The 20,599-nt window shown below is 69.6% G+C and carries 15 protein-coding genes; 7 read left to right on the top strand and 8 right to left on the bottom strand.

Annotation, left to right across the window (positions count from 1 at the left end; all coding sequences use genetic code 11):
• Positions 1 to 69 precede the first annotated feature (69 nt).
• Complete coding sequence (locus ACWEK3_RS06830) at positions 70 to 1,272, top strand: Gfo/Idh/MocA family protein (protein WP_450540408.1); 1,203 nt, start codon at positions 70 to 72, stop codon at positions 1,270 to 1,272.
• A 155-nt stretch (positions 1,273 to 1,427) separates the two neighbouring features.
• On the opposite strand, the gene ACWEK3_RS06825 is transcribed toward ACWEK3_RS06830, so the two are convergent.
• On the bottom strand, positions 1,428 to 2,075 hold the full coding sequence (locus ACWEK3_RS06825) for a class I SAM-dependent methyltransferase (RefSeq protein WP_450540406.1): 648 nt from the start codon (positions 2,073 to 2,075) through the stop codon (positions 1,428 to 1,430).
• A 269-nt stretch (positions 2,076 to 2,344) separates the two neighbouring features.
• Between ACWEK3_RS06825 and ACWEK3_RS06820 the strand changes: the two genes are divergently transcribed.
• Together ACWEK3_RS06820 and ACWEK3_RS06815 are read left to right on the top strand one after the other, a co-directional pair.
• Positions 2,345 to 3,319, top strand: coding sequence for an ATP-binding cassette domain-containing protein (locus tag ACWEK3_RS06820; protein ID WP_453249092.1), 975 nt, complete (start codon positions 2,345 to 2,347; stop codon positions 3,317 to 3,319).
• The gene (locus tag ACWEK3_RS06815; protein ID WP_453249091.1) at positions 3,316 to 4,077 is read left to right on the top strand and encodes an ABC transporter permease; all 762 of its coding nucleotides are present in this window, start codon (positions 3,316 to 3,318) and stop codon (positions 4,075 to 4,077) included. Before ACWEK3_RS06820 ends, ACWEK3_RS06815 begins: the two co-directional genes overlap by 4 nt.
• Before the next feature lie 58 nt (positions 4,078 to 4,135).
• On the opposite strand, the gene ACWEK3_RS06810 is transcribed toward ACWEK3_RS06815, so the two are convergent.
• Complete coding sequence (locus ACWEK3_RS06810) at positions 4,136 to 5,377, bottom strand: Ig-like domain-containing protein (protein ID WP_450540403.1); 1,242 nt, start codon at positions 5,375 to 5,377, stop codon at positions 4,136 to 4,138.
• A 289-nt stretch (positions 5,378 to 5,666) separates the two neighbouring features.
• Between ACWEK3_RS06810 and ACWEK3_RS06805 the strand changes: the two genes are divergently transcribed.
• Positions 5,667 to 5,861, top strand: a complete 195-nt coding sequence (locus ACWEK3_RS06805) for a hypothetical protein (RefSeq protein ID WP_453249090.1) — start codon at positions 5,667 to 5,669, stop codon at positions 5,859 to 5,861.
• Positions 5,862 to 6,279: 418 nt separating this feature from the next.
• Complete coding sequence (locus ACWEK3_RS06800) at positions 6,280 to 9,945, top strand: S8 family serine peptidase (protein ID WP_453249089.1); 3,666 nt, start codon at positions 6,280 to 6,282, stop codon at positions 9,943 to 9,945.
• 143 nt (positions 9,946 to 10,088) lie between these two features.
• Here ACWEK3_RS06800 and ACWEK3_RS06795 read toward each other — a convergent pair whose 3' ends face one another.
• The 3 genes from ACWEK3_RS06795 to ACWEK3_RS06785 all read right to left on the bottom strand — a co-directional run bounded on the left by ACWEK3_RS06795 (position 10,089) and on the right by ACWEK3_RS06785 (position 13,911).
• Positions 10,089 to 12,383, bottom strand: a complete 2,295-nt coding sequence (locus ACWEK3_RS06795; protein ID WP_453249088.1) for an FUSC family protein — start codon at positions 12,381 to 12,383, stop codon at positions 10,089 to 10,091.
• Positions 12,384 to 12,660: 277 nt separating this feature from the next.
• Positions 12,661 to 12,930 carry a hypothetical protein gene (locus ACWEK3_RS06790; protein WP_453249087.1) on the bottom strand — a complete coding sequence of 90 codons (270 nt, stop codon included), beginning with the start codon at positions 12,928 to 12,930 and terminating at the stop codon, positions 12,661 to 12,663.
• A gap of 129 nt (positions 12,931 to 13,059) precedes the next feature.
• The gene (locus tag ACWEK3_RS06785) at positions 13,060 to 13,911 is read right to left on the bottom strand and encodes a LysR family transcriptional regulator (protein WP_453249086.1); all 852 of its coding nucleotides are present in this window, start codon (positions 13,909 to 13,911) and stop codon (positions 13,060 to 13,062) included.
• Positions 13,912 to 14,062: 151 nt separating this feature from the next.
• Between ACWEK3_RS06785 and ACWEK3_RS06780 the strand changes: the two genes are divergently transcribed.
• Together ACWEK3_RS06780 and ACWEK3_RS06775 are read left to right on the top strand one after the other, a co-directional pair.
• Positions 14,063 to 15,250, top strand: a complete 1,188-nt coding sequence (locus tag ACWEK3_RS06780; RefSeq protein WP_453249182.1) for a YbfB/YjiJ family MFS transporter — start codon at positions 14,063 to 14,065, stop codon at positions 15,248 to 15,250.
• Between the two features lie 37 nt (positions 15,251 to 15,287).
• The gene (locus tag ACWEK3_RS06775; RefSeq protein ID WP_453249085.1) at positions 15,288 to 16,316 is read left to right on the top strand and encodes a nitronate monooxygenase; all 1,029 of its coding nucleotides are present in this window, start codon (positions 15,288 to 15,290) and stop codon (positions 16,314 to 16,316) included.
• A 175-nt stretch (positions 16,317 to 16,491) separates the two neighbouring features.
• Here ACWEK3_RS06775 and ACWEK3_RS06770 read toward each other — a convergent pair whose 3' ends face one another.
• The 3 genes from ACWEK3_RS06770 to ACWEK3_RS06760 form a co-directional block, all read right to left on the bottom strand.
• Positions 16,492 to 18,285, bottom strand: coding sequence for an FAD-dependent oxidoreductase (locus ACWEK3_RS06770; RefSeq protein WP_453249084.1), 1,794 nt, complete (start codon positions 18,283 to 18,285; stop codon positions 16,492 to 16,494).
• 171 nt (positions 18,286 to 18,456) lie between these two features.
• On the bottom strand, positions 18,457 to 19,260 hold the full coding sequence (locus ACWEK3_RS06765) for a class I SAM-dependent methyltransferase (RefSeq protein ID WP_453249083.1): 804 nt from the start codon (positions 19,258 to 19,260) through the stop codon (positions 18,457 to 18,459).
• A gap of 261 nt (positions 19,261 to 19,521) precedes the next feature.
• Positions 19,522 to 20,004, bottom strand: a complete 483-nt coding sequence (locus tag ACWEK3_RS06760) for a hypothetical protein (RefSeq protein WP_453249082.1) — start codon at positions 20,002 to 20,004, stop codon at positions 19,522 to 19,524.
• Between the last annotated feature and the right edge of the window lie 595 nt (positions 20,005 to 20,599).

Below are 20,599 nucleotides of genomic sequence, written 5' to 3'. Positions count from 1 at the left end.
GCGGCGTCCCCGTGCTTCCATGCTTCCGCGCGCCACACCAACACCACGTAAAGGAAAGGCGGTTACGCCATGACCGACGCCTCCCGCGACCTGCGCCTCGGCGTCATCGGTTACGGACTGCGCGGCTCCCTCGCGCGCACCGCGCACCGGCCGGCAGCCGGCTCCCGGGTCACCGCCCTCGCGGACCACGACGCCGCCGCGCGAGCGGAGGCGGCCCTGGCGTTCCCCGGCGCGGTGATATCCGGCGACCACAAGAAGGTGATCGGGGACCCGGAGGTCGACGCGATCCTCGTCCTCACCCCCGACCACACGCACGCCGACGTCGCCCGAGAGGCGCTCGAGGCGGGCAAGCCGGTCTTCGTCGAGAAGCCGCTCGACATCACGATCGAGCGCTGCGACGACCTCCTGCGCACCGCCTACGAGACCGGCAGACGGCTCTACGTCGGCCACAACATGCGCCACATGCCCGTCGTCCGGCTGATGCGCGACATCATCGCGCGCGGCGAGATCGGCGAGGTCAAGACCGTGTGGGTGCGGCACTTCGTCGGCTACGGCGGCGACTGGTACTTCAAGGACTGGCACGCCGAACGGCAGTACACTACCGGTCTGTTGCTGCAGAAGGCCGCCCACGACATCGACGTGCTGCACTGGCTCGCGAGCGGCTACACCCGGCAGGTCCAGGCCCTCGGAGACCTCATGGTCTACGGCGACAATCCGCACCGGCGCGCACTCGGCGAGCCCAAGCACGAGGACTGGTACACGAAGGACGGTCACTGGCCGCCGCACACGCAGCGCGCTCTCAACCCCGTCATTGACGTCGAGGACGTGTCGCTCGTCAACATGCGCCTCGACAACGGGGTGCTCGCGGCCTACCAGCAGTGCCACTTCACGCCCGACTACTGGCGCAACTACACCGTCATCGGGGACGCCGGCCGGCTGGAGAACTTCGGAGACGGGCCCGGGGGAGTGGTCAAGGTGTGGAACTCCCGCCGCTCCACCCACCGGGCCGAGGCCGACGCCGAGTACCCCGTCCCGGACGCCGAGGACAACGCCGGTCACGGCGGCGCCGACCCGCTCCTGATCGACGAGTTCGTGCGGTTCGTGCGCGAGGGCGGCGTCACGGACACCTCGCCGGTCGCCGCGCGCATGGCCGTCGCGGCCGGAGTGCGGGCCACCGAGTCGCTGCGCGCCGGCGGCACGCCCCGCGAGATCCCGGAACTCGCCCCCGAGCTGATCGCGTACTTCGAGCACGGGCAGACCCGTCCGGCATAGACCTGCAGGAAGGCTGCGGCGACGCTCGAGAGATCCCGGACGGCCCCGGGCCCCTCATTTCTCGCGTACCGCACAGCACCTGGATGAGCCGCGAGAGGTGCTGCGCGGACGGCTCGCTGCGCTCGGCGCCGCCTTGTCGTCGAGGTGCCCGAGCGTCAGCGCACGGTCTCGTCGCGGCGGCAGTGCAGGAAGAGGTGGGGCTCGGGCCCGGCGCCGGGGTGGTCCGGGGTGAAGGCGGTGCTGTGCCGGGACAGCACCGTCAGCCCTGCCGCCTCCACCATGCCGGTGACGTCCTCCTCCGCGAAGCTCGTCGCGCGGACCGGCCGGCCCATGAAGACCACCTCGACGTCCTCCACGTCCGCGGGCACGGTGGCCAGCACCAGATGCCCGCCGGGCCTCAGGGCCAGGGCCAGCCGCCGTGTCAGAGCCGACTGCTCGGCGCGGGTCATCTGCAGCAGCGAGAAGAACACGCACACGCCGTCGAACGAGTCCGCCTCGATCGGGAGATCACGGATGTCGCCGCAGCGGAACTCGGCCTCGGGGACCTGACGGGCGGCGAGTTCGACCATGACGGGGGAGACGTCGACGCCCAGCACCGAGTGCCCTGCCTCGATGAGCGCGGCCGCGGTGGGCCGCCCGGTGCCGCTGCCCACGTCCAGTGTCCGCGCGGCGGGCGGCAGTCGCTCGATCAGCCACTCCAGCGCGGACAGGTGCGCGGGGTCATGGGCGAACGCCTTCTCGTACGCGGGGCCCAGTGCGTCGAACAGCACGGCGGCAGGCGGCCGTTGGTCTTCGTGCCTCACGTCGGTGTCCCTTCGCTCGCCGGCCTGCATCGTCGCACCCGCCCAATGCGTGCCACAACAGCAGCGGTCTCCCCTTGCGGGGGAGCGGGGAAACGCAGGACGCGCGAGCGCGAGCGAGGTAGGTCGCGGGGTCCGAGAACCTCGTCGATGTGGCCCGCCCGGTCACGGCGTACCACGCGCTGCACCCCGTTAATCAAGTTTGACTAATGGGCCCGACAGTGCCTACCTTCGAAGCCCTGCAGTCAAGTTTGACTAGTGAGGGGGATTCAGTGGCCGACGCGGCGATCATCGTCGAGGAAGCACGCAAGACGTACGGCGGGAAGAACACGAAGAACGGCAGGCCCGCGCTGGACGGGCTCGACCTCACGGTCGCTCGCGGCACGGTGCACGGAGTGCTCGGCCCGAACGGCGCGGGCAAGACCACCCTGGTCCGGATCCTGGCCACCCTGCTGCGGCCCGACGCGGGCCGGATCGAGGTGGCGGGCCACGACGTGGTGCGCGAGGCGTACGCGGTACGTCTGCGCATCGGCCTGCTCGGCCAGCATGCGGCACTCGACGAGGAACTCGGCGGCCGGCAGAACCTCGAACTGTTCGGCCGCCTGCATCACGTTGGCGCGCGACGCGCACGCGCGCGTGCCGATGAACTCCTGGTGCGCTTCGACCTCGACGAAACCGGCGGCAAGGCGGTACGGCAGTACAGCGGAGGCATGCGGCGCCGCCTGGACCTCGCCGCCTCCCTGATCACCGAACCGGAGGTGCTCTTCCTGGACGAACCGACCACCGGTCTGGACCCGCGCGGCCGCGCGGAGGTGTGGGACTCGGTCCGTTCCCTGGTCGACGGCGGTACCACCGTCCTGCTCACCACCCAGTACCTGGAGGAGGCCGACCAGCTCGCCGACCGCATCTCGGTCGTGGACGCCGGCCGTGTCATCGCCGACGGCTCGGCCGACGCGCTCAAGGCGGCCATCGGCGGCGACCGCGTCGACGTCGTCCTGCGCGACGCCGGGCAGTTGAGCGCGGCCCTCGCGCTGCTGCCCGTACCGAAGGACCGAATCACCGTGGACACCGACCGCCGTCTGCTGAGCGCCCCGGTCGCCGACCGCATGGCGGCCCTGGCCGGGATCGTCCGCGCTCTGGAAGAGGCGGGTATCCAGGCCGAGGACATCGCGCTCAGGCGTCCGACGCTCGACGAGGTGTTCCTGCGGCTCACCGGGCACGACGACCGAGTGAAGGAGACCGCGTGACCACCTACGCACTGACCGACTCCTGGACCATGACCCGCCGCGAACTCGCCCGCTGGAGGCGTCAGCCGGTGGCGGTGGTGGTGAACCTGGTCTTCCCCGTGATGTTGCTGCTGATGTTCGGCTACCTGGTCGGCGGCGGCCGGGGCGTGAGCGGCGACTACCTCGACTACCTGGTCCCCGGCATGCTCGCGCTCACCATGGCCTTCGGTCTGGAGGGCACGATGGTCGCCGTCACACAGGACCTGAACAAGGGCGTCGTCGACCGCTTCCGCTCGATGCCCATGGTCGACGGCGCGGTCCTGGTGGGCCGTTCCGCCGCCGACATGCTGCAGTCGGCGATCGGCCTGGCGGTGCTCCTGGCCGTCGCCGCCGCGCTCGGCTGGCGCAGCGGCGGCGGGCCGGCCGGATTCCTGGGCGCCGTGGGACTGCTCCTGCTGTTCCGGTTCGCGATGCTGTGGATCGGCATCCACCTGGCGCTGGTGGCGGGGAAACCCGAGCTGGTGCAGGCGGTGCAGATCCTGGTCTGGCCGGTCGGCTTCCTGTCCAACGCCTTCGCCGCGCCCGAGTCAATGCCCGGCTGGCTCGGCACGGTCGTCCAGTGGAACCCGATGTCCCACACGGCCACGGCCGTACGCGACCTGTTCGGCAGCCCCAGCGGCGAGCCGGGGCACGTGTGGGCGGCCGTCGCCTGGCCTCTGGCACTGCTCGCCGTGTTCTTCCCGCTGGCGGTGCGGAGATTCGCGCGGCTGAGCCAATAGTAGTGCTTCGTTACGTTGGGTGATCTCGCCTGGTGGTGGCAACCGTGGTGACGTGGCGTCAGTGGGTCGTGCTGCCCGCGACCCACTGGCTCCACGGCATGTTCCAGTCGCTGAGGCCGTTGTCCGGAGCCAGCACGGTGTTGTCCTCGGAGTTCTTGACGATCACGACGTCACCGATCATCGAGTTGTCGAAGAACCACGCGGCGGGCTGCTTGCCGTCGTCGCCGCCCTTGACGTCCTTCAGGCCCACGCAGCCGTGGCTGGTGTTGACCTTGCCGAAGATCGAGTCGGCACCCCAGTAGTTGCCGTGGATGAACGTGCCCGAGGCGGACAGGCGCATGGCGTGCGGTACGTCCTCGATGTCGTACGCGGGCTTGCCGTCCTTCTTCGTGAGGCCGACGGTCGCACCGTTCATGCGGATCTGCTTGAACTTCTCGGAGATGACCATCTGGCCGTTGTACGTCGGGTGCTCGGGGCTGCCGGACGAGATCGGGATGGTCTTGATCGTCTTGCCGTCCCGTACGACGGTCATCTGCTTCGTCTTGGCGTCGACGGTGCTGATCTGGCTCCGGCCGATCTTGAACGTGACCGTCTTCTGGACGCCGTGGACGTAGAGCTTGACGGTGACGGTGGAGCCGGGCTTCCAGTAGCTCTTGGGGCGGAAGTCCAGACGGTTGTCGTTGAACCAGTGACCGACGACTTGCTGGCCGCTGCTGGAGCTGATCTGGATCTTCGACTGTATGGCGGCCTTGTTGCTGATCGCCTTGTCGAAGTTGACTGTCACCGGCATGCCCACGCCGACGGTCGAGCCGTCCTCGGGGGAGAGGTGCCCGATGAAGCCCTTGGCCGGGGAGGCCGTGGTGATCGTGGCGTTCCCGGTGACGGGGCGGCTCTTGGCGTCCTCGGCCTCTGCGGTGACCTGATACTTGGTGGCCCGCTCCAGCTGGCCGTTCGGCTTCCAGGACGTGCCGTCCGCGGACAGGGTGCCCGGAATATCGGCACCGGTCGCGACGGCGGTCATCGTCACCTTGGTGAGCTTGCCGTTGCTGACGGTGACCTTGACGGGGTTGCTGCCCCCGACGCTGTCGGCCCCTCGTGGGGATGTGATCTTTACTCGGGCTTCGGAAGCCTCCTGGGCGGCCGCCTGACCCTCCCGCGCCTGCGAGGTCGGGTGGTCCCCGGCAGCGTTGCCGCTGGTGACAGCGTTGCTGGTGCCGCCGAGGGCCGTGAGTGCGAGTACGCCGCCGAGTACGCCGGCCGTGGCGACCAGCCTGGTGCGTCGTTTACGTACCGTGATCAAACGCTTCTCCCATGCCACTGCTTTTCGGATCCCTGGAGATGGTCGTCGCAGGAGTGCAACTTGCCGTAGAACCACTTATACGCATTCATCCATCCTGAAATGGGCATTTTGTGGCGAAGGCCACGCACTATCGCGCGCGTCGCCGAGGCCCTGCTCGACGGCCGGATGGCGCGTAGTCGCTCCGCGCCCGCTGTCCTGGGCCGACCATGACGGGGACGCCCCTCGAGCACGAGGTGCTTGAACCTCGGAAGCGCGGCCGCCTCTGGGCCGGACAGCGTCGACGTGGTCGATGACCGAGACGGCCAGGACACCCGATCCCACTCCCGAGCCGGTCGAGCCCATCACCCCGTCCGAACGGGGCCCCCTCGCTGCGAACACGGCGGGGCGGTTGCTGAGGCCTGCCCGGCTGGACCTGGAGACTCCCGCCGACGTCCACACCGTATTCGCCCATGTCAAACAGATCGAGGCCGAACGCGCACCGTAGCTAGCTGCGCAGGTCGGTCTTCGGGTCATCGGTGAGCTGGTCATGGCGCCGCTCTGAGGGTGAGATGCCGTCAGAAGCCTGTGCGTTGACCGGTCCACACGGCCAGTACCTCAACTGGCTATGAACCGAAAACCAGTCGTACAAGGCCTTTGCGCCACCTCTCCCTTCAACGAGCACCGCTACTCGGAGAGTTGCGCGATGGCTCCCTCTTGACCAGGGGCTATGTGGAGCGCCCGCATGCGCGACGTTCCGGTTGGCCGGGGCCGGCTCCGGGCGTCTGGCGAGAAGCCGTCGGGGCGTATTCCCGCCAGTGGTGGTCAACGCCTGTTCCTCACAAGTCCCTTCAGACTCTTCGCTACATCCGGGCGTCCGGCCCCACCCCCCACCGGCGCCCGGGGTCCGTAGAGGAGAGGCAACCATGACCAGAGGTACCGCGCGACGCTGCGCGGCCCTGCTGTCGGCCGGTCTCACGTTCGCGCTGCTGCCCACGGCTGGTGCGGGCGCCGCACCGGCCGCGCAGGACGTCGTGCCCGCGCAGACCACCAAGGCCGCCCGCGCCACCCACACGGTGACGCTGGTGACCGGCGACAAGGTGACCGTCACGGAGATCGGCGGCGGCCGCAAGACCGTCGACGTCAAGCGTCCCCAGGGCGCCACCGGCGCGGTGCGCACCCAGGTGACCGACGGGCGGATCACCGTCATACCCGAGGAGGCGCAGCAGTACCTGGCCTCTGGCACCCTGGACCCCCGGCTCTTCGACGTCAGCACCCTGATCGAGCAGGGCCTCGCGGACAGCAAGGTCGACGCGACACCGCTCATCGTGACGTACAAGGGCCAGAGCGCGCGCTCCGCGGCCGCCACCCCGAAGGGCGCCAAGCGCACGCGTAAGCTGAACAGTGTCGGCGGCGCCGCACTCGCCGCCGATAAGGGCCGTACGTTCTGGAACGCGGCCACGGAGAAGGGCCATTTCGCCGACGGCATCGGAAAGGTGTGGCTGGACGGCCGGGTCAAGGCCGACATGGACCAGTCGAACGCGCAGATCGGTTCGCCGAAGGCGTGGGAGGCGGGGCTCACCGGCAAGGGTGTGAAGGTCGCAGTGCTGGACACCGGTTACGACGCGACGCATCCCGATCTCGCCTCGCGGGTGAGTGAGTCGAAGTCGTTCATCGCCGGGCAGGAGGTCGCGGACCGGCAAGGGCACGGCACGCATGTGACGTCCACGGTCGGCGGTTCGGGTGCCGCGTCCGACGGCAAGGAGAAGGGTGTCGCCCCCGACGCGACCCTCGCCGTCGGCAAGGTGCTCAGCGACGAGGGCTTCGGTACCGAGTCCGAGATCATCGCCGGTATGGAGTGGGCCGCCAAGGACATCAAGGCCAAGGTCATCTCCATGTCCCTCGGCTCGCAGGAGGGCAGCGACGGCACCGACCCGATGGCCGCCGCCGTCAACTCCCTCTCCGCGGAGACCGGCGCCCTGTTCGTGATCGCGGCCGGCAACTCCTACAGCCCCGGTACCATCGGCTCGCCCGGTGCCGCCGACGCCGCCCTCACCGTCGGCGCGGTCGACGGTCAGGACGAGCGCGCGTACTTCTCCAGCCAGGGCCCGCGTCTCGGCGACAACGCCCTCAAGCCGGACGTCTCCGCCCCCGGCGTCGACATCCTCGCCGCCCGCTCCTCCCTCGCGAACGGCTCGGGCTCGTACGCGACGATGAGCGGTACGTCGATGGCGACGCCGCACGTCGCCGGTGTCGCCGCGCTGCTCGCCCAGGCCCACCCGGACTGGACGGGCGCCCAGCTCAAGGACGCCCTGATGTCGTCCTCGAAGCGGCTCGACGACACGACGTACGCGGTCGGCTCGGGCCGCGTCTCCGTGCCCGACGCCATCGCCGCGAAGATCACCGCGACCGGCAGCGCCGACCTCGGCTTCTTCAAGTGGCCCTACGAGAGCAACAAGCCGGTCACCAAGACCGTCACCTACTCCAACTCCTCCGAGCAGCCCGTGGAGTTGAAGCTGGCCGCGGAAGGCGCGCCGGACGGAGTGGTCAGTCTCGCCGACAGCACACTGACCGTGCCCGCGCACGGTACCGCCTCCACCACCGTCACCGGTGACGGCAGCAAGGCCGCCGTCGGCACCGTGAGCGGGCAGATCGTGGCCGGCGCCGCCGGGATCCCGGTCGCGCACACCGCGTTCGGCCTGGTCAAGGAGGAGGAGCGGTACACGCTCACCGTCCACGTCAAGGACCGCGACGGCAAGCCGACCCCCGCGAACATCGTCTTCCAGCAGCTCGCCCAGCGCACCAACCCGGGCGTCGTCACGGTCGGCGACTCCGGCACCGTCAAGCTGCGCCTGAAGCCCGGCACGTACACCGCCGACACTTTCCTCGACGTACGCGGCTCCAGCGGCCCGGACTCGCTCGGCCTCGCCTACCTCTCCGACCCGGAGATCAAGCTCGACCAAGACCGCGAGATCACCCTCGACGGGCGCACGCTGCGCGAGGCCGCGATCCGGCTGCCCAAGGACACCGAGCCGCGCCAGCGCCTCATGGAGTACGACCGCAAGGCGGGCGGCGCCGACGTGCTCGGCATCGTCCAGGTCCCGATCAAGTACGACTCGCTGTTCGCCGCGCCGACGAAGAAGGTCACGGACGGCAGCTACGAGTACCGCACCGTCTGGCGCCAGGGCCAGCCGCGGGTCGCCGTCGACGGCATCGACGAGACGTACGAACAGCCCGGCTCCACGTTGATCGAGGGCCACAGCCGGCTCGGCGTCATCGACGCCGGCAACGGCGCGCCCGCCGGCTACGCGGGCAAGGACGTCAAGGGCAAGGCCGTCCTCGTGCACGCCGACGGCACCCTGACCGAGGCCCAGATCGCGCAGGCCGCCCAGGACGCGGGCGCGAAGGCGCTGTTCGTCACCGACGACGCGCCCGGCCGCCTCAACACCCTCTTCTACGACAACCACGAGAACCGCCCGCTGCAGATCGCGAGCGTCACCCAGGCCGACTTCGCCCGCCTCCAGTCCCGCGCCCGCAGCGGCGGCGTCATCGACATGACCGGCACGGACGACGCCTCGTACCTGTACGACGTGTCGAAGGGCTACACGGGCGCCATCCCCGACCGCAGCCTCGTCTACGCCCCGGCCGGCCGGGACCTCGCCACCGTCGACACCACGTACTACGGCGACAAGAAGACCGAGGGCGGCGAGTTCCGCTTCTCGCTCACCGACACCTTCAAGGTCGGCGTCGGCTTCCAGGAGCGCCACACGTTCCCGGGCAAGCGCACCGACTACGTGTCGATGGAGCCGGGCCAGAAGTGGCACGAGTCCGTCAACCTCCCGAGCCTGGAGGAGCGTTCGGGCCTGGTCACCTACCAGCCCGGCAAGCGCACCGAGCTGAACTGGTTCAAGCCGGTCTGGCACCCGTGGCTGGGCTCCGGGCTCGGCTGGGGGCAGCAGCGCTGGGCCGACCAGATCAAGTTCAACACCCCGGGCTGGGGCGACTCGGGGCCCGACCACACCGGCTTCGGCGACCCGTACGACCCCGAGAGCGGCATGAAGCAGTACACCGAGGTCTTCGCCGACGGGGTCAGCCAGGGCCGCCGAGTCAGCTCCGCCGGCTACGTCTGGGAGGCCGACCCGGCCGAGAAGACGTACAAGGTCGTCACCGACACGGCGCTCGACCCCGCCAAGTGGAGCCTCGGCACCACGGGGCACACCGAGTGGACCGTGCGCTCGGCGCGGCCCGCGACCGACGCGCAGATCTTCCTGCCGATGATCAACCTCGGCTTCGACGTCGACACCGACCTCGCCGGGAAGGTCGGCGCGGGCACGAAGCTGCCCGTCGGGCTCTACGCCGAGTACGTCAAGGGCGCGACCGGCACCGGCACCATCGGCGGCGGCAAGCTGGAGGTCTCCTACGACGACGGCAAGACCTGGTCGTCCGTCGGCCTCGCCGGCAGCGGCGCCTCCTGGAAGGGCGAGCTGCAGGTGCCCGCGAACGCGACGTCCGTCTCGCTGCGGGCCTCCGCGAGCGACGACAAGGGCGCGACCGTCTCGCAGGAGATCGTCCGGGCGGTCGGCGTGAAGTGACCTGCTGAGAGCGGGAGTTCGGGCCGGGGCCCGGCGCGGAGCACCTTCGCGCCGGGCCCCGGCTGTTTCGCATTCCGTCTCATCTCTGTCTCACTTTGCGATACGACCAAGCGCGACTGAGTGGGTTGTCGGTACCTGAGGAGTCAAACTGATCCCATCACGGCAACGCGCGCGTCGGCATGACCGGCTGCCGCCGCGATGGGCGACTGGAGCCGCCGCACTGCTTCCAGATGGTCGCCGGTCCAGATGATGCGGATGCCGGTCCCCGTCGCCCGCCCGTCCGCATCACGCAGGTCCCGGCGGACCGCCTCGACCAGCCGGGCGTTGTGCTCCTGGTCGGACTCCAGCGGCTCCGGCACCTGCCCTTTGTTCTCCAGCCCCTCGGCCAGACTCTCGTACCACCGGAAGACCCGTTCCGCCATGACCAGTAGCTCCCTCTGCGCGGCGGCGCGGTCTTCGAGTGGCCGGTCACCCGGGGCCCGCCGCCACAGCTCCAGGACCGCGTCGGCGGCCAGACGGAGCCCTACGACACCCGTGATCAGAGTCGTCGTCTCGCACAACGAGACGTCCTTCGCTCCGCGCTCGGCCAGGTAGGTCCTGAAGGCGTCGTCCAGCCGGCGCGCCGCGGCCGCCGCCCGGCGGCCCTCCTGCGGGTGCTCGATGGTTTCGGGCCTGAAAGTGCAGCAGGACACCGCATAGCCCACTGCCCCGTGCACGTAACGCGCGCTGTCGACGTACGCCTCCGCCAACGCCCTGGCGAGGGCGGCGGACGCGCCGCGCGGCCAGAAGAGCAGGCCGACGACCAGGCTCACCGCACAGCCGAGCGCGATGTCCTCGATACGGAACAGGATGACCGACAGGTCCGCGGGCTGGGCGATGTCGAACAGGATGACCAGGGTAAGCGTGAAGGCCGCCTGCCCGGCGGCGAACGAGATCGCGGCCGGGACGACACCCGCGGCCATCACGGCGACGGGCAGCAGGATCCACAGCACGGTCGTGTTGTGTCCGATGAGCTGGAGCAGACCGGCGCCCAGGATCGAGCCGGCCAGGGTGCCGCCGAGGGCACGGAAGACGTTCTGCCCGGTGCTGAGAGCGTTGGAACGCAGCACGGCCAGGGTGCCCAGCGTGATCCAGAAGCCGTGCTGGATGCCGGTCGCGTCGGCCAGCGCGATGCCGATGCCCAGGCCGATGGCGCCGCGGATGCTGTTGTGCAGCCATACGGAGTGCGGCTCGACATGTGCGGCGGCGCGTTCCGTGGCACTGGTCAGGCGACCGGCCGGGGAGCCGGGCTCGCGGCCGAGCAGCCGGTCCGGCCAGCCGCGGTGATCGGCGGTCCGGGCGATGTCGACGTTCTGGGCGATCTGCAGGACGACGAAGGCCACCTCCTGAGCCCGGAAGGTGACGTCGAGACTGTCGACCAAGGTGTCGAGGCCATGCCTGCCACCGGCGTCGCCGTCCGGCATCGGCAGCCGGTTGACCGCCCCGTCCTCCAGCGCGGTCAATGCATGACGGAGCTCCTCCACCCCGGCGCGCAGGCGGCCCGGCGTCATGCGCGGGTCATCGAGCATCTCCGCCGCCAGATCCAGTACGCCGGCAGCGGCCCTGCGCACCACTGAGGACTGCAGAGTGCCCGTCGAACCGTCCTCGACGGCGGGGGCGGCCTCGGCGAGGATTGCGCTCAGCCAGGTCAACTCGTCGATCAGGCGGACCAGTGCCCGGGACCCGGTGGACAGGCTGGTGGGCCGGTAGGGGGTGGCGGTGAATGCCTGCTGCAGCTTCTGTGTGCTCGACCTGGTCTCTTGGGCGCAGGCACGGCATTCCCCGAAGGCGGGGCCGGCGGCACGGCCCGTGAAGTAGTCCGCATCGGTGTGCAACTGCACTGCCGCAGCTCGGCAGACCCGGGCGGCCGGCGCGCTGAGCGGATCGGGCTGCGTCCTCGCCCACAACAGCCAGACCGCGATCACGGATGTCCCGGCCGCCAGCACCACGCCGATCAGCCGGTCGGGCAGCTGGGTCAGGGGAGCGGGCGCAGATACCGGCAGGACGAAGGCCAAGAGCAGCGACGTCGAGGCGCCGGCCAGGACCGAGCTGACCACGCCCGAGAAGAGCACGACGAAGCCCACCACCAGCGTCGCAGCAATCGTGATCCAGACCGACTGCGACGCGAGGGTGCCCAGTGAGACCAGCACCAGCCAGGCCGCGCCGAGCGCCGCATGCGCGCGCAGCCGCTGCTCCACGGGGCCGGAGGATTCGACCAGCAAGAGCATCGCGAACGCGCCGAACGCGGCGTAGGTACCCGTGACCGGCGCGTGGAAGATCTGGGTGCACAGCGCGAAGAGGGACGGCATCACCACCGCGGTCCTGGCCGCCCGCCGCATGGCGGCGAGCCCCGGATCCCGGCGGCGCAACCACGCGGTGAACCGACGCATCTGAATCATCGCAATCCGCCTCGGTGAGGTGGTGGCACAGCAACCAAACAGTGTCTTCCATCCATCCTGAGCCGAGATGCGCCGCAGTAGGGCGAGAACCTCGGGGGCGACGCCACAGGCAGCGGCCACGGAGTGTCCGTCTTGACATCCGGATAGGGCGCCGGCGGCAGAGTCGTAGACGAGATGGGTGCCGTCGTCGGCCACCTGCTGGACAAGGAACGCCGCAGCACCGGATGCGCCAGCACCCGGCCATGCACGAGCTCGTTCGGCTGATGACATGGCAGCGTCAGAGTGGGAACAAGTCACCCGCGCCCGCGGACGCCAGCGCTTGAAGATTATTGCGCGGCACATCATCCGACGTCCCGTGCTCATCGCCGGCCTGGTCGGCCTGCTCGTCCTGGTCAACCCGGTGAAAGACAGCTTCCCGCCGGCCGCGGCCGCGCTCGTCGAAGGTCGGATCGCTGGCGATGCGCAGGTCGCCGATGTCGATGACGGCGGTCGGGCCGCCCCGTATGGTGATCGCGCGTTCCTGCCGGGACCGTCGCGTCGTGGTCATCGTGGTCCTCGCCGCAAGGTCCGGTCACCGCCGACAGCAATGACCGCCCAGCTTTGTCTGAAATGCCTGGGCCGACGCATGTGTGCATATCAGGCATGGATGCAGCTCAAAGGCAGGACGCCACGTGCGTCACTCCGTCTTCATCCGGAGGGCTGTGTCCAGGAACCGGCGGATCAGCGTGCGCTGGACGTCGGGCAGGTAGACGAGGCTGACCGGGCTCGGCGGAGCGTCGGTGAGGGGCACGAAGCGGAGGGCGGGGTGCTGGGTGCGGCGCTGCGCGACCTCGGGGACGATGCCGATCCCGCGGTTGGCGGCCACCGTCTCCAGCCACTCGTCGTAGTTCGACGTCTCGATGATCTGGGCCGGACGCTGGTTCACCGGCCACGACCAGGGGCCGGTGGTGCCGCTGACCGTGTTCACGACCAACGGCCAGTGCTGCACGTCGGACCAGTCCAGATGACCGATGCGGGCCAGATCGCAATGCTCGGAGCACACCGCGACGCGCAGCTCGTCGCACAGGTGCACGGCGCGCGCCCCTCTGGGTACGTCGATGTCACCCCGGATCAGAGCGATGTCGACGGTGCGCCGGCGCAGCGCCTGGAGAGGATCGTCGGTCCGCGTCAGGACGACCGACGCCCCCGTGCTCTCCTCGAAGCGGCTGACGGCCTGCTGAGCCCAGGGGTCGGGCAGCAGCCAGCTGAAACCGAGCCGCAGCATGACATGGCGGCTCGCCACGGCAAGGGCCTCGTCCAGCGTCGCGAGCACCCGCTCCGCGTGGACGAGGAACTCCGCGCCGGTGTCCGTCAGTTCGACGTGACGCGAGGAGCGGTCGAGCAGGCGGACGCTCAGATTCCCCTCCAGCTGCGCGATCGTACGACTCAGCGCCGGCTGCGTGATCAGCAGTTCCTCGGCGGCACGGGAGAACGATCGGTGACGGGCCACGGACGTGAAGGCCCGCAGGTGACGGAATTCGACATCCATGCCCCTGGCACCCCTCTCCACGCATCCATGCCTGCGGCGCATAGCGGCAGCGTATCCGGCATTTCACAGTCGTGCGTGCGCTGCCTAGCGTGGAAGTCGGCCCGTGAACGCCGCTCAGGAAGGCGCCCAAGCCGTGAAGGCATCAGCAGCCGTGAAGTCATCGGCCCCGCCCCGTCCCCGAACGCAGTCGCCGTGGACGATCGCCGTCCAGGCGGCGGCCGCCCTCGCCGCGGGAATGGGAGTCGGCAGGTTCGTCTACACCCCCATCCTTCCCCTCATGCACGAGCAGGCCGGACTCTCCCCGGCACTCGGGGCGAACCTGGCCACGGCGAACTTCATCGGCTACCTCGCAGGCGCTCTGGCCGGCATCGCCGCCCCCGCCGTCGTACGGTCGGCCGCGGCACTGCGGGGTTCGCTCGTCGTGCTGGTGCTGACGCTGGCACTCATGCCGGTCACGCACGACGGAACCGCCTGGTTCGGCTTGCGTCTCATCGCCGGTGCCGCCAGCGCGCTGGTCTTCGTGATTGCCGTCAGCGCGATGCTCTCCCGCCTTCGCGCACACGCCCACCACCTGGTCGGCTGGGCCTTCGGCGGCGTCGGTGCCGGAATCGCCCTGTCCAGCCTGCTGGTTGTCGCCGTGCAGGCCGCGTCCACCTGGCAAGCCGCCTGGTGGACCTGCGCCGCGCTCGCGGCCGTGCTCACCGCACTCGCCTGGCCCCTGGCCCCGCAGCCGGAAACCGTCAGTTCCGCAAGAGTCGCGCAGGCCGAACGGCCGCGCACCCACCGCTGGTTCCTCGCGCTGCTCGCCAGCTACACCTTCGAGGGCATCGGCTACATCGTCGCCGGTACCTTTCTGGTCGCCGCGATCCAACAGGGTGCCAAAGGCTGGCTCGGCGGCGGAGCCTGGATCGTGGTCGGCCTCGCCGCTCTTCCCTCGTGCGCCCTGTGGACCCGGCTGGCCCGCCGCTGGTCCAGGCCGGCCCTCCTACCGGCCGCGCTGACCATCCAGGCCATCGGCATCGCCCTGCCGGCGCTGCTCGGCGGCACCACGCCCGCGCTCGTGTCCTCCGTACTGTTCGGCGCCACATTCATGGGCGTCAGCACGATCGCCCTGTCCATCGGAAGCCATCTTCAAGTGCCCCGGGCCGTAGCCCTGCTGACCGCCGGATACAGCGTCGGCCAGATCCTCGGCCCGCTGCTCGCCGCCCCGCTGCTCAGCCACGGCTACCACCAGGCGCTCCTGCTCGGCAGTGCGACGGTCGTCGCCGCCGCAGTCGCGTCCACCGCCGTCTGCGTCCGCTTCCCGCACCACCTCGGCCCCATGATCACGGCGTCCTGACACCCCTGCCGCTGCCTTACCTCCAGAAGGAGTTGTCGTGAGCACCCTGCTGTCCGACCTCGGAGCAGACCTTCCTCTCATCGCAGCGCCGATGGCCGGCGGACCGAGCACCCCCGCACTGGTCACCGCCGCCGCCCGCGCGGGCGGGCTGGGGTTCCTCGCCGGCGGATACAAGACCGCACAGGCACTCGCCGGGCAGATCCACACCACGCGCGCCCAGGACGTCGCCTTCGGCGTCAACCTGTTCGTCCCCAACCCGGTCCCCGTCCCTCACGAGGCATACCGGCGCTACGCACGGGCGGTGCAGGTGGAGGCCAACCGCTACGGCCTCACGCTGCCCGAGGAGCCGATCGAGGACGACGACCACTGGACGGACAAGATCGACCTGCTCACCTCCGCACCCGTCCCCTGGGTGGCCTTCACTTTCGGCATTCCGGACCCCGCCGTCGTCCGCGCTCTCCGCACCGCCGGGAGCACCGTTCTGCAGACCGTCACCTCGGCCGAAGAAGCGCGCTTGGCCGCTGAATCCGGCGTCGACGCGCTGATCGTCCAGGCAGCGGCCGCCGGCGGGCACTCGGCCACGCTCACCCCCGCACGACCGCCCCAGTCCATCCGGCTCACCGACCTGATCACCGCAGTGCGCCACGCCGTCGCCCTGCCCGTCATCGCCACCGGCGGAATCACCACCGCCGACGACGTGGCCGCCACGCTGGCCGCAGGCGCCGAAGCCGCCATGATCGGCACCGCCCTGCTGCGCACCCACGAGAGCGGAGCATCCGCACCGCACAAGGCGGCCCTGGTCGACCCCGCCTTCGCCACCACCGCCACCACCCGCGCCTTCACAGGACGGCCCGCACGCGCCCTGCGCAACCACTTCATTGATCAGTACGACGCCATCGCCCCCGAGGGGTACCCCGCCCTCCACCACCTCACCGGCCCACTCCGCAAAGCGGCCACCGCTGCCGGTGACACACGCCTGATCCACCTGTGGGCAGGAACAGGGCACCGCCACGCGAAGGCCGAACGCGCCGTCGACACCTACGCCCGCCTCTTGGACCAGCTATGAGTCGGCTGAGAGCATCGAACCCATGGGCAGGCACCGCCGACCCGGGCCTCGAACCAGCCATCCCGAGCTGTCCCACGCTTGAACGCCGACGACCCACTGGCCGGGTACAACAGCGGCGCCGCCCGCCGATGGATCGGTACCGCCGTCACTGGGCCGGCGACAGCGGACTTCCTCCTCATCCCAGGTCGAAGGTGTTGGGCAGGCCGAGTCGGTAGCGGATCTTGTCGATGCGTTTGAGGGGTTCCAGTTCCTGGGGGCGGTACAGTTCCCAGATCCGGCAGCGTTCGGCGTCCGAGCCGTCCTGGTCGAGCAGCGCGTTGACGGCCCGTCGTGCCGATTCATTGGCGCCTTCCATCGTGGCCAGGTCCACGTCGGTGCGGACGTAGTCGCCGGCGAGGAAGAAGTTCGGTACGGCGGTCTTCGCCGACGGGCGGTTGTAGAGCGTGCCGGTGGGGTGGATGAGGAGCGGCTCGCGATTGTGCGGGTCGGGGCTGCCGAGGCCTGTCACGGCCGGGTCCATGAACCAGCCGACCCGGTCGGTGTCGGTGAGTGTCGTCTTGCGGGAGTCGTTCAGGGCGTCCTTCAGCTGCGCCCAGCACTCCTCGACGATCTCCTCGCGCGTGCAGTCACGGGCTTTCTTGCCGTACAGGATCCCCGGCTTGTCCCACTCCGAGACGATGACTGACAGGCAGTCGTGGGCGCGTCCGTCGCCGTAGTCCTGCGAGAAGTTCCGTACGTCCCAGAACTGCGCCTGTGCGATCCCTGTCACGGACCACGGTGAGTCGAGGCAGTTGATGTGTCCGTGGACGACGGGCGTGGGGGTGCGCAGGTAGAACTGGACACCGGTCATCCAGTCCGTCTGCAGTGCGTCGCACCGGGCGAGTTGCGGGTCGGCCGCGCGCAGGGCGGTGCCCCAGGTGCGCCGGGCGTGCTCGACGGGCATGGCGCAGACGTAGTGGTCGGCGGTGATGGTGCGTTCGCTGCTGCCGTCACGGGCCGAGACCTTCACGCCGGTGACACGTCCGCCCTCGAAGAGCATCTCCTGTACCTGGGTGCCGAGAACGAACCGAACGCCCAGCGAGCGCAGGTGTGCTGACCAGGGGTCGATCCACGCCTCGCTGGTCGGGGCGTTGAGGACCCGGTCGATGTCCGCGTCGCCGTCCATGCCGCGGCCCAGCAGGCCCCACAGCAGCAGCGCCTCGATGATGACGCGGCCCACGGTGCGGGTGGAGGCGACCTGGGCGCGGGTGGCGACGAGGTTGCGGGTCTGTCCGATGCCGAGGAGCGTGCGGTACTCCTCGCTCATCCGTTCAGCGCGGATGAAGTCCCACCAGGAGGTCTTCTCCCACTGGTCCTCGCGGCGCGCGTCGCAGCTGGTGAGGTGGACGAGGACACGGTCGGCGAAGTAGGCGGCCTCGTTCGCGGGGAGCCGGCTGCCCAGGTCGAGGACGGAGAGGATCTGGTCGCGGATCCACGAGGGGGTGATGTCGCCGGGCGCGGGCGGGGTGGTGACCCGTCGTAGGGGGAAGTGAAGGTCGGGGCGGCCCGCCTCGCGGGCGAAGAGTGCCTCGGTGCCGCCGCGCAGGTTGTCGTGGACGCCGTTTGCGTTGCCGGGGAAGGGGATGCGGCGCATGCTGTCGGGCAGGTTCCGGTAGAAGCCCGGGAAGAAGCGGAAGCCGTGTTCGCCGGGCAGGGGTCTACGGCCGCCCGTGCCGGATCCGGGGACGTTCATCGAGCGTGCCTTGCCGCCGAGCACGTCGTAGTACTCGTAGACGGTGACCGAGTAGCCGCGTTCGGCGAGTTCATGGGCGGCGCTGAGTCCGGAGACGCCGCCGCCGAGGACGGCGACGTGTTTGCCGGTGGAGGCAGTGGCAGCGGCGGCGTCCGGCCATAAGGCGAGGGCGCCCACCGTGCCCCCGGCACCCGTGAGGAACCGTCTGCGGGTTGTTTTCCGGTGTTCTGTTGTCATGGATACGGGAGGGTAGGGAGAGCGGGGACTCCGCGACAGGTCGTGGTTCGGTCACCCACTGCATCCTCACAATGGTGCAGGAATCACCCGAAAGGAAACACAACGGTGACGACGGTGTCGTGCCGGATGGTGGCCGCGATGTGGAGGGTATCGGCCTTTTGAGCTGCCTGATCATGCGTCACGGCAAGCGCCGTTGCAGCTCTGTTCGTCCGAGCCCGCAGCCGACGGCGGTACCTCGACGACGAAGAACAGGAAGTTGGTTTTGGTTGAAAGGTCATGGAAGTCGTCGGGGAACAGTTCACGGGCGGCCGGGTCGGGCTGCGGCTCGCTGATGACGGCAAGGCGGAAGCCGGCGATGGTGAAGGCATCGGCCATCGCGTGCAACGGCCTGCGCCAGAACCTCATCGGGACGGACTGCCCGTTGAACGTCCAGTCGAAGGTATAGCTGGTGGTCGCGAAGTAGTCGGGCCGAGGATCCTGGATCGTGTAGGCCACGAAAGGGTGGTCCACCGACGCGATCAGTCGGCCGCCGGGCCTGAGTACTCGCCGTATCTCGGCCAGCGTCGGCTCCCAGTCCTCCAGGTAGTGCAGCACCAGCGACGCGACCACGTCGTCGAACGCGCCGTCGTCGAACGGCAGGGGGTCGCTCAGGTCGGCCAGGTGCAGGGCTACGTCGTCGCCGAGCCGCCGCCTGGCCAACGCGAGCATCCCGGCGCTGGCGTCCACACCGGTGACGACGGCACCGCGGTCGCGTAGTGCAGCGGACAGGGGGCCGGAGCCGCAGCCGGCGTCCAGGATCCGGCGGCCGGCCACGTCTCCGGCGAGGGCCAACATCGCGGGACGCGCGTAGTACGCGTTCACGAGGTTGCTCTCGGTTTCCGTCGAGTACGCCTCGGCGAAGCTGTCGTAGTCATTCGCCTGGGCCGGACCTGCAGGCAGGGCGACGCTCTCGGCCACGTTGGTTTCGCGTTCCATCGGCGCAGCCTAGTACTGCAACGGTGCCTTCCCTCGGGAGTCCGCAGGAGCATCGACGGTTGCCCCGGTCGTGGAGGCGCTGCTTGCCTCCACGACCGGGATGACTGTGACGGGGGCGTGGCCGGCGCTCTGGGTGGCTGCGGGTGCGTGACGTGCTGAGAAGACCTCACCGGGTGGGGCGGGAGTGGGCTGAGCGGCCACAGGTTTCGTGAGGTTGCGGGCCACGCGGCTGATGGTGTGTGCAGGGGGTGTGAGCTTTGGTCACACGGCTTGGCTGAGGTCTCTGCCGAAGTCGTGGTGGTTGGGTGAGCCGATGTTGTCGCTGGAGGTGGTCCATCTGTGGCTGAAGGCGAGGGGGATGTCCAGGGCGAGGAAGTTCTTGCCGTCTGCTGTGTGGGCGCGTAGGTGGAGTCGGTGTCTGGCCACGGGCACGGTCTGGGGGATGTGGAGGTGCCAGGTCTGTTTCCACGGTCCGGCGGGTGGTTGGGCGTCGCCCGACAGGCTTGTGCCCATGCGTGCCAGCAGGTCGGGCAGTTTGTAGCTCTTGTCGAGTATTTTCATGGGGCCGATCTTCATGATGACCCTGCAGGTGACCTGGGTCAGGTCGACCGTCTCTTTGAGGTAGCACTCCATGTCCCAGCGGACTGGGTGTCCGAGGCGCGGCAGCGCGGGGGTGCAGGTGATGTCGAGGATGTCCATGACGTAGTTGTCGTCGCTTGCGTCCTCCACCAGGCGGTTGTTCATAGGAGTCTTCCCGAGGTGTCTTGGGTGGGGAATGTGCCCTGTGGTCGCGTGGCTTGCCGCTGTGTCCTGGGTCCGTGTGCTTTGCTTGCGGTCACGGGCCGGGTGAGGGCAGCCGCACCGGAGGTGCGCTTTTCGCTTTCGTCACCCGTTCGGGCTCACCCGACTGCTGCGAAGGAGACCGGTGGCCGTTGCTGGGCAATGCCGCCAAGTGGGGTGTTCCAGCGGGAATTCCCTTGGGGGTGAACCGGTGAAGCGGGGGGACGTCGGCGTGGGCGGCCTCGCAGCGCCTTCTGGCGGGTTTTAGGATGGCGTGCAAGGTGCGTGGACCATTTGGGCAAGGGGCGGGTGTGGGCACCATGTGCTGGCTGCCCCAGGGGGTCTGAGGCCGGAACCCCGGCCCGATTACGGCGGGCCGGGGTTCTATGTGGTTCGCATGGTGCGGTTGGGTTTAGAAGTCGAAGTCTTCGCCGTGGTGGCGCTTGACCACCCGGAAGCTGCCTACGACTCCGTCCTTGACGTGGACGCCCCTGGTGTGGTGCACCTTGACGCCGTTGGCTTCGCTGTGAGGGCCGACGGTGGCGACGGGGGCGCCGTT

It is taken from the genome of Streptomyces sp. NPDC004721 (genome assembly GCF_053601495.1).
This window is presented reverse-complemented; position numbering and strand designations above follow the sequence as displayed.